Source organism: Candidatus Rickettsiella isopodorum (assembly GCF_001881495.1).
Lineage (GTDB): Bacteria > Pseudomonadota > Gammaproteobacteria > Diplorickettsiales > Diplorickettsiaceae > Aquirickettsiella > Aquirickettsiella isopodorum.
On record NZ_LUKY01000031.1, the window covers coordinates 69,303 to 83,601 of the forward strand.

Annotated in this window: 13 protein-coding genes; 11 read left to right on the forward strand and 2 right to left on the reverse strand. The window is 38.6% G+C overall.

Annotated features, from left to right (window positions below; all coding sequences use genetic code 11):
* The first annotated feature begins 113 nt into the window (after positions 1 to 113).
* Positions 114 to 1,244 carry an SDR family NAD(P)-dependent oxidoreductase gene (locus A1D18_RS02085; RefSeq protein WP_071662170.1) on the forward strand — a complete coding sequence of 377 codons (1,131 nt, stop codon included), beginning with the start codon at positions 114 to 116 and terminating at the stop codon, positions 1,242 to 1,244.
* A gap of 61 nt (positions 1,245 to 1,305) precedes the next feature.
* Here the strand turns inward: A1D18_RS02085 and A1D18_RS02090 are convergent, their stop codons facing one another.
* Positions 1,306 to 2,064 (reverse strand): hypothetical protein, encoded by a 759-nt coding sequence (locus A1D18_RS02090; RefSeq protein WP_071662171.1) that lies wholly within the window; start codon positions 2,062 to 2,064, stop codon positions 1,306 to 1,308.
* A gap of 128 nt (positions 2,065 to 2,192) precedes the next feature.
* The gene (locus A1D18_RS02095) at positions 2,193 to 4,370 is read right to left on the reverse strand and encodes a copper-transporting P-type ATPase (protein WP_071662172.1); all 2,178 of its coding nucleotides are present in this window, start codon (positions 4,368 to 4,370) and stop codon (positions 2,193 to 2,195) included.
* 393 nt (positions 4,371 to 4,763) lie between these two features.
* On the opposite strand from A1D18_RS02095, the gene A1D18_RS06850 reads away from it, so the two are divergent.
* The 10 genes from A1D18_RS06850 (at position 4,764) to A1D18_RS02140 (ending at position 14,258) form a co-directional block, all read left to right on the forward strand.
* Positions 4,764 to 4,928, forward strand: coding sequence for a hypothetical protein (locus A1D18_RS06850; protein ID WP_171910808.1), 165 nt, complete (start codon positions 4,764 to 4,766; stop codon positions 4,926 to 4,928).
* Positions 4,925 to 5,887, forward strand: a complete 963-nt coding sequence (gene trbB, locus A1D18_RS02100; protein WP_071662173.1) for a P-type conjugative transfer ATPase TrbB — start codon at positions 4,925 to 4,927, stop codon at positions 5,885 to 5,887. The genes A1D18_RS06850 and trbB overlap by 4 nt, the downstream gene beginning before the upstream one ends.
* Complete coding sequence (locus A1D18_RS02105) at positions 5,856 to 6,161, forward strand: TrbC/VirB2 family type IV secretion system protein (protein WP_071662174.1); 306 nt, start codon at positions 5,856 to 5,858, stop codon at positions 6,159 to 6,161. Before trbB ends, A1D18_RS02105 begins: the two co-directional genes overlap by 32 nt.
* Before the next feature lie 11 nt (positions 6,162 to 6,172).
* On the forward strand, positions 6,173 to 6,520 hold the full coding sequence (locus A1D18_RS02110) for a VirB3 family type IV secretion system protein (RefSeq protein WP_071662175.1): 348 nt from the start codon (positions 6,173 to 6,175) through the stop codon (positions 6,518 to 6,520).
* The gene (locus A1D18_RS02115; protein WP_071662176.1) at positions 6,510 to 8,942 is read left to right on the forward strand and encodes a VirB4 family type IV secretion/conjugal transfer ATPase; all 2,433 of its coding nucleotides are present in this window, start codon (positions 6,510 to 6,512) and stop codon (positions 8,940 to 8,942) included. Before A1D18_RS02110 ends, A1D18_RS02115 begins: the two co-directional genes overlap by 11 nt.
* On the forward strand, positions 8,939 to 9,979 hold the full coding sequence (locus tag A1D18_RS02120) for a type IV secretion system protein (RefSeq protein WP_071662177.1): 1,041 nt from the start codon (positions 8,939 to 8,941) through the stop codon (positions 9,977 to 9,979). The genes A1D18_RS02115 and A1D18_RS02120 overlap by 4 nt, the downstream gene beginning before the upstream one ends.
* A 3-nt stretch (positions 9,980 to 9,982) precedes the next feature.
* On the forward strand, positions 9,983 to 10,663 hold the full coding sequence (locus A1D18_RS02125; RefSeq protein ID WP_071662178.1) for a VirB8 family type IV secretion system protein: 681 nt from the start codon (positions 9,983 to 9,985) through the stop codon (positions 10,661 to 10,663).
* Complete coding sequence (gene trbG, locus A1D18_RS02130; protein ID WP_071662179.1) at positions 10,653 to 11,576, forward strand: P-type conjugative transfer protein TrbG; 924 nt, start codon at positions 10,653 to 10,655, stop codon at positions 11,574 to 11,576. Before A1D18_RS02125 ends, trbG begins: the two co-directional genes overlap by 11 nt.
* A gap of 1 nt (position 11,577) precedes the next feature.
* Positions 11,578 to 12,633 carry a TraB/TrbI/VirB10 family type IV secretion system protein gene (locus A1D18_RS02135; RefSeq protein ID WP_071662180.1) on the forward strand — a complete coding sequence of 352 codons (1,056 nt, stop codon included), beginning with the start codon at positions 11,578 to 11,580 and terminating at the stop codon, positions 12,631 to 12,633.
* A gap of 80 nt (positions 12,634 to 12,713) precedes the next feature.
* On the forward strand, positions 12,714 to 14,258 hold the full coding sequence (locus A1D18_RS02140) for a sphingomyelin phosphodiesterase (protein ID WP_071662181.1): 1,545 nt from the start codon (positions 12,714 to 12,716) through the stop codon (positions 14,256 to 14,258).
* The last annotated feature ends 41 nt before the right edge of the window (positions 14,259 to 14,299 follow it).

Sequence of the window (14,299 nt, forward strand, 5' to 3'; positions counted from 1 at the left end):
GCATACAGAACGAATAAGCACTAAAACAAACCAAAATTAAAAGTGCGACGAGTATGAATAAGAAAATAATAATGACTATTTAAGCTTTTACCATAATAAAGGGATGATAACTGATGAAACCTGATGAAGATAATAAAGTTTTAATCTTAGGTGCTACTGGAAATTTTGGTAGGAAAATAGCAAAAGGGTTAGTGAAAAAGAATATTGCTATTATTATTACAGGCCGCCATGAAGAACCTTTATGCGCTTTAAAAAAACAACTTTCTAAAGCGGCTGTGCACACATGCATTGATATACTTTGTTTTGATTTTAAAAAGCGATTATCACAAGAATTACTACGACTCAGACCCCCCTTAGTTATCAATGCTTCAGGCCCTTTTCAAACAGCTGACTTTACTACGGCAATTAATTGTATTCTTTTAGGCGTAAATTATATTGATTTAGCTGATGCGCGAGAATATGTGAATGATTTTTCAATATTAGAAGAGCAAGCGATTAAGAAAAATTGTATTGCGATTACCGGTGCAAGTACGCTTCCTTGTTTATCATCGGCTGTGTTGAACTATTATAAAGACGAATTTAAAACGATAGATTCATTGGTGTATGGAATTACGATCGGCCAAAAAACGGAAAGAGGGTTAGCTACCTTCAAATCTATCCTCAGTTATGCAGGACATCGGTTACAAGATTTTCGCGGTATATCCAAGAAAATGTATGGATGGCAAGATTTATATCGACAAGAATATCCGTTATTGGGAAAACGGTGGATGGCAAATTGTGATGTTCCGGATCTCGATTTATTACCTGCATTTTTTCCTATTAAATCGATTCGATTTTCTGCGGGAATCGAAAGTAATGTAGCCCATCTTGGTTTATGCTTTTTATCTTGGCTAATCCGACTGAAGTTTCCAATTAAATTAGAAAAACATGCGGAAGCCTTATTAAAATTTAGCCATTACTTTGATTCCTTTGGTAGCGACGCGGGCGGAATGCATATGCTGATGTCAGGTACCGATCATAAAGGAAATCATAAAAGTATCAAATGGTTTATGGTAGCCAAAAGTGGTGACGGTCTCTATATCCCGACAATTCCGGCGATACTGTTAGCAAAAAGAATATTACAAGAAGAAATTATTGAAACAGGGGCGATACCTTGTACGCAGTTAATTTCACTGGAAAGTTATTTGGCAGAATTAAAAAAATTAGATATTCATGTCTTTTCAGAAGTGAAGCAAAAATTTTAATAGGATGTAATCAGTAAATTGGAAAAATAGTAATTAAAAAATAAGTTTAATTTTTGCCAATTTACCTATTAAGTTCGGCGATTTTAGTTTGAGGTTTTTTATCCTCTTTGCACTGGTGAATAGGAAAGAAGCTTGCAGGACCACAAGAATAAATAGATAAATTTGAAATTTTTTTGGATAGATTGGATAGAGGGGTTAATTTTTTTAATTCGTTTGTGTCATAGCATAAAGAAATTTTTTCTTGTGGGGAGTGCATGAGCTTTTCAAATATCAGCGGTGTCAAAATAGGATGTTTATCAAATCCACGCAGTAAGTTGTTTATGGGTATTAAATGAGAATGTGCTAAAACGTGATCAAAATTTTTCTGTGTAAAAAGACCCGCATAATAAAGCTTAAACAGCACACTGGCTATCGAATGTAGATCATTTTTTTCTTGAATGGCGGCTCTATTTTCTGAAGTTAATAATTTAACACTCTGGAGTAAACGTAGCACTAAAGCAACACCTGAAGGACACGCATGTTTTTCTAAAGTTTTTTTATTCTCAACATTTAAAAGGTTTGAATTCTGCAGTTGAATTAAGCCTGAGGCCATTTCAAAGGGTGAAGGATGTAGAAGGATGAGAGAGAAATTCTCTAAATTAAGCATGCCTTTATCACGAATTCTGCTTAATGCAGTCGCAAAATCAAATGTTTTTATGTTTAATTGTTTTAAGGTAATTTGGAAAATAGCTTGGGAAGTTCGGGTTGGATTTTTAAAGTGCTGATAGAGTTGAAAAACAGTTGGATAGTCGTATTGTTTTTTTGTCAGGGGGGAAAGCATAGTCCTTCCTAGTTATAAATTAAAAACTACCTTGTGCATTCATCAATGCTTTTTAAACGGTGGAACATTATGTCAACTTTGCGGCTATAAATCTATATTCTTCGCACTTTGATTTGTGCACTCAACTTTTAGCGATCAATTTTTAATGTACGTAAGCGTAAAGAATTCCCGATCACCGAAACTGAGCTTAAACTCATTGCGAGCGCGGCAAGCATAGGATCAAGTAAGCGACCATTCCAGGCATATAAAACACCTGCGGCGATAGGAATGCAAAGAATATTATAAATAAAGGCTAGCAATAAATTTTCACGAATATTTTTCATGACGTGTTTGCTGAGTTGTTGTGCGCGGACTATTCCCATTAAATCACCTTTAACTAACGTAACATCCGCATTCTGGATAGCCACATCCGTTCCTGTTCCCATGGAGATACCGATATCTGCTTGGGCTAAAGCGGGAGCGTCATTAATCCCATCTCCTGCCATCGCAACGATATAGCCTTGTTTTTGTAATTGTTTCACAATCATACTTTTTTTCGCAGGTAATACTTCAGCTTGTACCTGATGGATAGCCAATTTTTTAGCCACTGCCATGGCAGTTATTGGATTATCGCCAGTTAGCATAACAATCATTACGCCTTGCTTTCTTAAACTATTTAGAGCAGGTAGGGTTGAATCTTTAATAGGATCACTGACACTGATGAGTCCGGCCAATTGTGTTGCAATGAGTAAATACATCACTGTTTCGCCAGCTTGACGTAATTTTATCGCTTTTTCTTCTACAACGGCGGTGGAAATGTTGAGATCCTTACATAATTGTTCATTGCCTAAAGCAACAGGTTTATTTTGCCAAAGACCGGTTACGCCTTTACCCACTTCAGCAGAAAAATTTTCAATTTCTTCTAAATGAAGCTGTTTTTGTTCAGCGGCATTCATGATAGCGCTGGCTAAAGGGTGTTCACTATGGTGTTCTAAACTCGCAGCGACTAATAAAATAGCTGTTTCGGTAAAGCCGGGTAGGGCAACGATGTGATTGACCATGGGTTTTCCTACGGTCAGTGTTCCAGTTTTATCGACGAGGAGCGCATTGACTTTTTCAAAGCGTTCTAGGCTTTCAGCATTTTTTATCAAAATTCCTGCTTGCGCACCTCTGCCCATGCCGACCGTAATCGACATCGGAGTTGCTAGACCTAAGGCGCAAGGACAAGCAATAATTAACACTGAAATGGCAGCAATTAAACCGTAAGTCAGGGCGGGATAGGGACCCCAAATTGACCAAACAACAAAAGTGATAAGCGCAATCACGAGTACACTCGGTACAAAATAACTAGAAATGCGATCAGCAAGTTTTTGGATAGGTGCTTTCGATCGCTGTGCTTCAGAAACCAGTTGGACAATCTGAGCCAATAGAGTTTCTTTTCCAATATGTTCGGCGCGCATCACAAAGCTGCCAGACATATTTAAAGTACCGCCAATGACTTTTGATCCTATTTGTTTTTCAACCGGAATGGATTCACCAGTAATCATGGATTCATTAATAGAACTATGGCCTTGAATAATGACACCATCGGTAGGAATTTTTTCACCCGGCCGTACTCTTAATTCATCATTAATTTGTATTTCATCGAAAGGAATTTCATTTTCTGTTTGATCAGTTATTCTTCGTGCGGTTTTTGGAGATAAATCCAGTAGTGCACGTAAAGCTCCACCGGTTTGTTCGCGACCTTTTAATTCTAAAACTTGTCCCATCAATACTAAAGCTGTTATCACAGTAGCCGTTTCAAAATAAAGATTAGCTTGGCCATGAGCCGATTGAAATGCTGCGGGAAACAGATTTGGAAATAATAAGGCAATAACACTATAAACATAGGCAATGCTGATACTCAAACCAATGAGTGTAAACATATTCAAATGCCGATGTTTAAGGGAATGCCAAGCTTTTTTTAGAAGAGGGGAACCACACCAGAATATAACGACACTCGCTAAAATAAACTGCAGCCAAGCAGAAAAAATTTCTGAGATAGATGCTACGAGGGATTTGAGTCCTGGAAGATGTAAACCCATGGTCAGGAATAAAATCGGTAACGTCAATATAACGCTCAACCAAAATCGTCGTGTCAGGTCATTTAACTCATGATGGCAAGTATGGTGAGTCATCTTGCTTGAGAGAATTCGTGGCTCTAAGGACATACCGCAAATCGGACAGCTCCCAGACTGATCGCGAATAATTTCGGGATGCATGGGGCAAGTATATTGTTGGGAGTGGAGGGTAGTATGACGTTTATCCTTTGAATCTAGGATGGACATAATAAATACCCTTAATAAGTGATTTGATAGGGTCAATTTTACATCACTCTTTTGCAGATAAATAGAGGTTTCTAAGGGTTTTGTGATTAGAATCAGTCAGTAGGGCAGATAATATTTCTGTTAATTAGCAGAAAAAAATGTGGATGGATAATAGGAGGTGTTTTACTTAGGCTAAAGCAATTTTTCGTGAGTTTCCTAAAAAAATAGACTGATTTCGAAATGAAGGAAGGTTTTTTTCAGTGGGCATGCAGTTTTTTTAAGTTTTATAGGGCTTGCCTCCTATAATATGCACTGAAACTCCGTGAATTTTTACTTATTGCATAAATTTTAAATTTAGTTTAGGCTAATTCTTTTTAGTGCGCTGTCAGAATAAAAACAATAGGGGGCGACTCTATGTATGTTTCTAAGGCTATCTTACCTGCGGTTCCTTTTCTTATTATTGGCACTCAGGCCATTTCTCAAGTCATAAAAAAGCTTAAGCTTGGTTTTATATCCCATCGTTATTTATTGATTAATGCAAGGCTTTGTGTCGGTAAAAATCCACAAATATCTCCATGAATAGTCCTGAATCACAGCGACGTTTGTGTGAAAAGCTTTACCATGATTTAGGTGAGGCTATCGTTGCTTGTTTAAATGATAAGAAAATTCATGAAATCATGCTCAATCCAGACGGTCAGCTTTGGACGGACAGCCATGAGGACGGTTTATTATCGGTTGCTCATTTACCTTCTACACAAGCATTTTCAATTATTCATGCGGTAGCGGGTTTTCATAATTTTGTCATTACGCAACATAATCCACAGCTTGAAGCGAGATTACCTTTTTTTAAAAGCATGCAAGGTCAACGTTTTATTGCACAAGTCCCACCAATCGTATCGGCTCCCAGTTTTACTATTCGTAAACAATCAGAGGTTATTTTTACCTTAAATGATTATTTGCATAGCGGACGTCTAACCCAACAACAAGATTTTGTGTTACGTGATTTAGTACAAAAGCGAAAAAATATTTTGATTTGTGGCGGACCAGGTTCCGGGAAAACCACTTTGATCAATGCCTTAATTTTAGAAGCTTTACGCCAAGATGATAAGCAACGTTTGCTCATCTTAGAGGATTTACCCGAGTTACAATGTCCTTCGTCGAATAAAGTAGCCATGTTGACGAGTTCGTCGGTTACCATGACGGCTTTAGTGCGTATGGCGATGCGTATGCGACCGGATCGTATTTTGCTCGGTGAGGTACGTAGCTTCGAGGCGTTGGATATGTTAAAGGCCTGGAATACCGGTTGTCCGGGCGGTATGTGTACCGTTCATGCTAATTCAGCACAAGAAGCGATCCAACGGATTTTAGATCTGGCTATGGAAAATAGACTCACTGCCCCACCATTACAATTAGTTTCTCAAACCATTAATACCATTGTTTCAATCAATCGAAAGGGACATCAAAAAGGTTTTATTCACGAAATATTAACTTTAGGGTCCTATCAAAATGAACAATTTACGTTTACGAAATTGGCTTAAGTCATTAATTATTGGAGGTAGCATAGGTTGGATTAATCTAGCCGATGCTGATGCAGGTTCTGATCTTCCTTTTAATTCAACCATGAATCTTTTAAAAGATTCGATTACCGGACCTTTTCTCATGTCGGTTTCGATCATTATGATCGTTGTAACCTGTTTAATGCTGGCTTTTGGAGAGTGGGGTGATGGGTTTAAAAAACTAATCAATATCGTTTTGTGGTTATCGATTGCCTTTTCCGCAACGAGTTTTGTTACCACTTTGTTCGGCGCTTAAGTGAGTTGTTGATGCAGGGCACATCGACAGTGTATTTCAAAGCGCTTAATCGTGAATTCCACGTTTTTGGCGTTGATAGACAATTATTTTATTTATTTGTGGGTTTATGTCTGCCGATCGCAGTTTCTGCCCATCTTAATTGGTTAATGGATCTGATTGCGTTATTTATTTTTATGATTCTTTACCTAGTGGGAGTGTATATCACTCGGATTGATAAGCAAATGTTAGCGATTTATCGCCGACATATTCATTATCAAGACTATTATCCAGCACATCCGAGTGTCTCTGCCAAAAACATTCTGATTAAACCCAGCGTCCCTATCTATCAAGGAAAACGAGGTTTTTTCAATGTGGAATAATAAACGTTACCAGCGTTTAGCTGGATTTTCTGATTTATTAAATTATGCACACTTCATTGATGATGGCGTTATCATTAATAAAGACGGTGCCTTTTTATTAGCCTATCGTTTTCGTGGCCCCGATCTTTATTCTGCCAGTCGTGCCCAATTAGATGCGTTGACGGCAACTATTAATCGTATGGCGAGCTTTTTAGAAGATGGTTGGATGCTGCATGTCGATGAAATACGTATTCCTAGTTTAGATTATCCCGATGCAGGTGCGTTTCCTAATCTTGCTGCTGACTTAATTGATCAAGAACGTCATCGTACGTATGAAACGGCAGGCAACCATTATGAAAATCTACAGTTTTTAAGCTTAGTTTGGAAATTTCCTTTAAGTGTCGTAAAAACAACACGACATTGGTTTATTGATGGCTTACCTGATGAGCAACAACATGATCTCACACAATTATTAAAACAGTTCCTGAATCAGGCGGATCGTTGTATCAGTTTACTAAGTACGCAATTTATTTTAGAAAAACTGAATAGTGCTGATTTATTAAGTTATTTAAAATTATGCATTACCGGGGATGTTGCCCCTGCAGCAGTTCCTCCTGAAGGTTGTTTTCTGGATGTGGTATTAGCGAGTCGTAATGTGACGGCGGGGTATTTACCGCGTGTGGGTGATAATTTTATTTATTTATTATCGATTGTAGGCTACCTCAATGAAGAAACTTTGCCGGGATTATTAGACGAATTAGGTACTTATCCTTTGATTTATCGTTGGTCGAATCGTTTTATCCCTTTAAGTGATGTTACCGCAGAACGAGAAATAAAACGTTATGTCCGCAATTGGAACAACAAAGTTAAAGGATTTTCGGGTGTTTTCAAAGAAGCCATCTTTGGTAAGCCATCCAATAAAGTGAACAACGATGCGTTGCAAATGAGTAAACAAGCCACTACAGCGAGTACACTGAATAGCAGTGGGAGTACGCGGTTTGGTTATTGGTCGAGTACATTAGTATTAATGCACACCGAGGTTCAATTATTGGAACAAGCGGCTCGAGACCTATCTGCTTATTTAGAACAATCCGGTTTTTCTTGTATACGTGAAGATGTTCATGCTTTTGATGCGTGGTTGGGGACTATTCCAGGCCATGGGAGTTGTAATCTGCGTCGTGTATTTATTAATTCAATTAATTTGGCGCATGTTTTACCTTTGCATACCTTATGGGCGGGAGCCCTCTATAGCTCTCCGGAATCTTTATTACCTGCGGATTCTCCACCGGTGTTTTATGCCGAAACAACGGGGAAAACTCCTTTTCGTTTTCATATGGATGTTGCTGATGTTGGACATCAAGTCATATTAGGGCCTACTGGTTCAGGTAAATCGACGTATCTAGGCTTTTTAATCGCACAATTTTTACGTTATCCAGGGGCACAAATTTTTGTTTTTGATAAAGATTATTCTCAGCAAGGATTAACGGCTGCATTGGAAGGGTATCATTATGATATAGGGCATAGTGAAGCATTATCTTTTTGTCCTTTAGCCGATTTATCCACTGAAACAAAACAGTTACGTGCCATACAGTTTATTGAAGACCTCGTTTTTTTACAAAATGTCAGCTTAACTCCAGAGAGACGTAGAGCGATTCAAAGTGCGATTGTTTCATTAGCAGACGATATTCATGCACAGAGCCGTACGTTGACGGTATTTCGTGCCGAGGTACAAAACGAAGCGGTACGTTCCGCTTTAAACTATTACACACTCGAAGGCCCGCTTAAATTATTGGATGCAAGTGACGACGTCGTGCGTACCGATGCTTATTTACAGACATTTGAGATGTCTTGGGTTTTAACGCAGAAGCCGGAAGTTTATGTACCGATATTAAGAACGATTTTCGATCGTATTACCGCGAGTTTAGAAGATAGTAATAGATGCGGGCCTAGCTTAATCGTATTAGAAGAAGCTTGGCTTTATGTCTCGCATGAATTATTTTCTCGCCAACTTAAAGATTGGTTAAAAACCTGTAGAAAAAAGAATGCGCGTGTGGTGTTTGCGACCCAATCTTTGGCGGATCTCTATGATCCGACTAACAAAAATTTGACAGAAACCACCGCCACCATTATGGAATCCTGCCCAACCAAGATTTATTTACCTCATCCCAGTATGGAAGCAGAAATTAAAACCTTGTATCAAAAGATCGGATTATCTGAACGGCAATTGGAAATTATCATTAATGCTATCCCTAAACAACACTATTATTTAGTTAGCCCAGAAGGTAACCGTTTATTCGATTTAGTTCTAGAAGATTTGACTTTAGCGTTGGTGGGTTTGTCGCGTGAAAAAACCAAGGCACTTCTGCAATGTAAAGCAACTTATCACAGTCACTGGTTAAACCATTGGTTACAACAGGAGGGGCTATTGCCTATGCGCAAATGAAGCTCTTTGCGACAGCGATCACACACTATTTAACGAGTTTTAATAGTTACATTAATCCATTGTTACATTGGGGACAATGGTTATTCCTATCCTTATTAACTATTAATCTCGTTTGGATGGCTTTATGGCATGCGTTTGATCAGGATACTTTTTCGCATACGATGCCTACTTTTATCAGAAGATTTTTTGTTATTAGTGTTTTTTACACCATCATGATCCATCCTGAGTGGTTAACACAATTACTCCAAACGTCAGAGTATATGGGGGGAACATTAACAAAAATAAGTTTAACACCACAAGCGATTATTCTCGCGGGTATTAAGCTCAGTAATAAAATAATGATACCACTAGCAGGCGGGAATTTATTAACCGGTGGCGTTGGATTTATCGTGGCGTTATTGGTTTCTTTACTGGTTTTATTTGTATTTCTTATGGTGAGCTTAGATCTGCTGGTGACTTTGATTACAGCCACGCTATTAATTTCGATGGCTAGTTTTTTTCTGGGCTTAGCTCCACAAAGTGAGACGGTGGGACGTCAAGCTTTGAATGCGATATTGCGTAACTGTATGAAGTTATTTGGCTTATATGTAGTGATCGCAGTAGGTTTGCAAGCCATGAAGCCATTAACTGCCATCGTACCGATGCAATATACTCAGCTCGATCCATATGTTTGGATCAGTGCAGTGGTCTTACTGTTCTGGCTTTTATCAAAAAATGTGCCAAGACAATTGAGTGCCATTATAATTGGGTTTATTGAGATAACACCCACGGCAACATCAACGACGAATCTGACTAGCAGTAGTCAGACGTTGCAAACACTACAGACTCCCGCTACTGAAACAACGGGCTCTATAGTTATTCCATCTTTGGTCCAAGCGGAAAGCAGCCAGTTGAGTCCTATGTCTACAACCCTTCATACGACGCTTTCTAACGGAAATTTATCGACCCAATTTGGACAGATTGTTCGTAAATTAGCAACGCGATCAAGGATGACAAATCCGCATAAAAATAATAAAAAATCTAAGGTTAATAAATAATGTATGCTTAATTCTGATGCAGAAAATCCTTATACCAAAGGATCGGAAGGACGTAAAGAATGGAATGATCGTTATAGCAACCTGCAACAATCCAGTCGTTATTGGCAGCGCGCGTTTTTTTGTTCCATACTGATCAATATTATTTTTGCCCTGGTCATTGCCAAGATTGCGACACAGTCACAGATAAAACCTTTCATTGTTGAGACCAATCGCGGTATGCCTTATGCGATAAGTGCACTGCGGAATGTTTCTACCTCCGATCCGCGCATTATTAATTTTGCAGTCAATCAATACATCATCAATGCACGTAGTATTATTCACGATACAACCGCAGAAAAAAGTTTACTGAACAAGGTTTATGCGTTTTCGGCCGATCAAGCGATCCCTTTTCTACAAGATTATTACCAAAAAAATGATCCGTTTCGTTTAAGTGCACACTATACGGTGGCCGTCCAGATTATTAATTCCTTTCCGCTCAGTCCGCATACCTGGCAAGTTACATGGGATGAAACTCAATATAGTCGTCTTGATCATCATATTCTCAATGTCACGCGTTGGGTGGCGCAGTTAACCCATCAATTCGGAAAAATTAATCCTAATTTTATTAATGATAATCCCTTTGGGTTGTATATCACCCATATTACTTGGTCGAAGAATGAGATAGGAGCTAATAATGCAAATTAAAATGATTGGCAGCATTTTGTTGTTCATGTTGATATCAGGCTGTGCTAGCCTCGCTGAGCCCGCCCCGGTTTTTATTCCAGCAAAAAAAAATCAGCTACAACCTCAGCCAGCGATAATAAAAAAGTCTAATTATCACTTAAGTTACGGTACTGATCCCGCTTTAGAACAAGCGTTTGCTCGTTATTTAAAGTCAGGTAAAGCACCTAACATTGTGAGTAAAGGGTTTGTTAATTTTGCGTATAGCGATAATGATGAGCCGATCATTAATACCATCCCTTTACAAGAAACGGTGGTTTCACTGGAACCAGGAGAAAAATTTGAGAATATTTCCACCGGTGATCCAAGTCGTTGGTCCTATGCGATAGCGACATCGGGGCAGGGGTCGTTACAGCAACAGCATATTTTAATTAAACCCTCTGCGCCTGGAATTAGTACTAACATGGTGATTACAACAAATAAACGCATTTATAATTTGCGTTTACTCTCCGGATCCAATCCTGACAGCAATAGCATGCGCATGGTGCGCTTTTGGTATCCGGCTGAAATGCAGGCAGCGGCGACAGCAGGCACAAGTGATGCAATGAGTACGGCAGCGGATGTTGCATTAAACCACTTGAATTTTGATTATCAGTTAAGTAGTACAAGAGGACACTCTCTACCGAGTTGGAAACCCACACGCATCTTTGATGATGGAACACATACGTACATTCAATTTCCAGCGACGATGGCTAGCACAGATATGCCCGTTTTATTTGTGTTGCGTGGTAAAAGCAATGAATTAGTTAATTACCGTTATCAATCACCCTATTTTGTTGTAGATAAATTATTTAAACAGGCCGTATTGATATTGGGCGTAGGTAGAGCGCAAACCCGATTACTTATTACTAATAAAATGTATGCAAGAGCCCTATAACATGTCACCACAGCATCCAAAAACAGTCGTTCTAAGAAAAACTTGGATCTTGATTGCCACTATTTTATTGCTCGTCATTATCTCTTTAATCCTAAATAACCTATACCGAGCGTCTCATCAATCTCACCGATCCACCGAGGTGGATAAAACATTGGTGGCTTCCAGCCCCGCTAATACCCGTTGGTATCAACAACAAACGGTTGCGGAGTTACCTACTCCACCGGTCATCTTGCCAATGCCTATTCTGAAACAGGAAAACGAATTTTCTGAAGCGGATTTAAAAGCGATGTCCGAACCCATTAGCAGTCATCAACTCAAAGCGGCGCTACCTTCTGTGACTAACACAACAAATAGTACGACAGAAAAATCCGGTACGGTTCAGAATAGGCAAAGTGAAAAAAAAGCTTTTATACAAATCAAAGCGACAGATAGTAATGTCAGTAATTCTTTAGTTTCTCGGTTGCAAAATTTGGATACTCCCTTTGAATTACAAGCGGGTAGTATTATCCCAGGGGTTATGATAACAGGAGTTAACTCGGATTTGCCTGGGCAAATTATCGCACAGGTACGATCAAATATTTATGATTCTCCTACGGGTAAATATTTATTAATTCCACAAGGTTCGCGCTTAACCGGTCAGTACGATTCACAAATTACCTATGGTCAGCAACGAATTTTGATTATTTGGAAGCGAATTATTTTTCCGAATGGGCAAAGCATTGATCTTCAAGGCATGCCTGGTATCGATAGGCAGGGTTATGCGGGATTTAAAGGCGATGTAAATAATCATTATTTACGTCTTTTTGGCTCAGCCATCTTGATGAGCATTATTGGGACAGGAGCGCAACTTGCTGCGCCTATCCCCGATAATGTGCTGACGCCCCTAACGGTAAAACAAGCGTTAGCGCAAAGTTTGAATAGCAATTTAGTGAATATCAGTTCGAGCGTTACTGCCAAAAATCTTAACATTCAACCTACTCTGGAGGTGCAACCTGGATATGAATTTAATATTTCTGTGACTAAAGACATGGTTTTTCCGAAATCCTATTCCTTTTAGTGTGGTTTAACTATTTTATTTTAATGAGGGAGTTGTTGACGAATAAGTATCAAAAATTCTAATAAATAAATGGGTTACTTATGAAAAAAATAACAAAATCAGATAAGCTTAGAAAAATAAAATCTATTGATAAATGGCGGACAACTTATTTAGTGGCCTCTATTTTTTCTATCTCATTTCTTTTGTATGGATCCGCTGCAAGAGCAAGTTATGGGATTTACTTTAACAATAATACAGCAAACAAAGTTAACTATCGTTCTTTTCTTAAGCTTAATAAACAAAACGCAATTTGTTCTGGTTTAGATCCGCATTATTATCATGCGTATTCGGGTATTGCGAACCCGTATCAAAAAGTCAAACTGTTTGACATTGATTATGGTAAAGGCATGAGTAAAGGAAAGTTGTTTTGCCTACAATCTCATTTTACTATCCAATCTAAAAATAATCCTTCCAGTGCCACAACAACAGCTCGGATTTCCGGCGCTTCAGTGGGCTCAGAGATTAAATCAGTATCCTTGACTATAAATAAGCAAGACTATCCATTGTTTGCTTCAAAACCTTATCCCCATCCAGTGGCTTTAGCTCAACTAAATAATTTAAAATTGGGTGGTGATTCGAATTATTCTTTTTATGCAGCGGCTATCCACTATTTTTTTTCTGATCAATCCACTAATGAAATAGATTATGTACTTTCATTACCGCAAACGCGTTTTTTTAGAAGTAACCATGACAATCAACTTGCCATAGGGACTTACAATGTTCAGCTATGGCCATTTTATGCCAATTCGTCTATGCGTATGAATGAAGCCAAAATGCGCGCACAACTTATCCCGTTAAACCTTACGCATTACGATGTTGTTGTATTAGAAGAATTAATGGATAAGAAGTATCGCGATACGGTGAATACACTCATGAAAAGGGACTATCCATATCAATATGGTCCGACGATGGATTATGCACCCTTAAGTGGAGGGACGGTTATTTATAGTCATTGGCCTATCCTAAAAAAAGATTCTATCATTTATCAGGATTGTAATAAGCTTGACTGTGGTGCGGCTAAAGGGGCGCTTTATATTAAAATAAAAAAAGGAAATACCGTTTACAATATTTTTGGAACCCACTTACAGGCAACGGAGGGAGCTAGTACGGCTGCTGCGGATAGGGCAGCACGTGATCAACAATTTATTCAGCTGCGTCAATTTATAAAAAAGCAAAAAATTAATAAAAATCAAGCGGTCGTTATTGCGGGCGATCTCAATATTGATTATCAAGCCTGTTTTCTGAATAAAGATTGTGGAGAATATCAAAAAACGATTCAGTCGGTGGATAAAAATTATCCTCGTTGGAATAATATCAATACCGTACCTTTTGGTAGCGATCCGAGTAAAAACCTCATGAATACTGACCCGAATGGTGAGATGGAAGATTATGTTTTGCCGGTTTCTATCGGGTATTTGGTGCCTACGACACAACAATCACATATAAGAGTGATTCGTGAGCCAGCGATACCCCTCATGTATGATGGTGGTTTACAAGTTTTTCATAATCCGTTTGGTGACTTAGATTTATCGGACCATTTTATGTTGGAATCTATCTTGTCTTTCCCCTCTGTCAAGAAACAATAATTTTCACGTCGCAACGTTAGAATGGTGGTACTTAACAGTAA

Coding starts and splice junctions, on each gene's coding strand:
- trbG (WP_071662179.1), top strand. CDS start 10,653: ATGCAAATTAAAATGATTGGCAGCATTTTGTTGTTCATGTTGATATCA.
- A1D18_RS02115 (WP_071662176.1), top strand. CDS start 6,510: ATGTGGAATAATAAACGTTACCAGCGTTTAGCTGGATTTTCTGATTTA.
- A1D18_RS02140 (WP_071662181.1), top strand. CDS start 12,714: ATGAAAAAAATAACAAAATCAGATAAGCTTAGAAAAATAAAATCTATT.
- trbB (WP_071662173.1), top strand. CDS start 4,925: ATGAATAGTCCTGAATCACAGCGACGTTTGTGTGAAAAGCTTTACCAT.
- A1D18_RS02085 (WP_071662170.1), top strand. CDS start 114: ATGAAACCTGATGAAGATAATAAAGTTTTAATCTTAGGTGCTACTGGA.
- A1D18_RS06850 (WP_171910808.1), top strand. CDS start 4,764: ATGTATGTTTCTAAGGCTATCTTACCTGCGGTTCCTTTTCTTATTATT.
- A1D18_RS02095 (WP_071662172.1), bottom strand. CDS start 4,370: ATGTCCATCCTAGATTCAAAGGATAAACGTCATACTACCCTCCACTCC.
- A1D18_RS02105 (WP_071662174.1), top strand. CDS start 5,856: ATGAACAATTTACGTTTACGAAATTGGCTTAAGTCATTAATTATTGGA.
- A1D18_RS02110 (WP_071662175.1), top strand. CDS start 6,173: ATGCAGGGCACATCGACAGTGTATTTCAAAGCGCTTAATCGTGAATTC.
- A1D18_RS02120 (WP_071662177.1), top strand. CDS start 8,939: ATGAAGCTCTTTGCGACAGCGATCACACACTATTTAACGAGTTTTAAT.
- A1D18_RS02125 (WP_071662178.1), top strand. CDS start 9,983: ATGCTTAATTCTGATGCAGAAAATCCTTATACCAAAGGATCGGAAGGA.
- A1D18_RS02090 (WP_071662171.1), bottom strand. CDS start 2,064: ATGCTTTCCCCCCTGACAAAAAAACAATACGACTATCCAACTGTTTTT.
- A1D18_RS02135 (WP_071662180.1), top strand. CDS start 11,578: ATGTCACCACAGCATCCAAAAACAGTCGTTCTAAGAAAAACTTGGATC.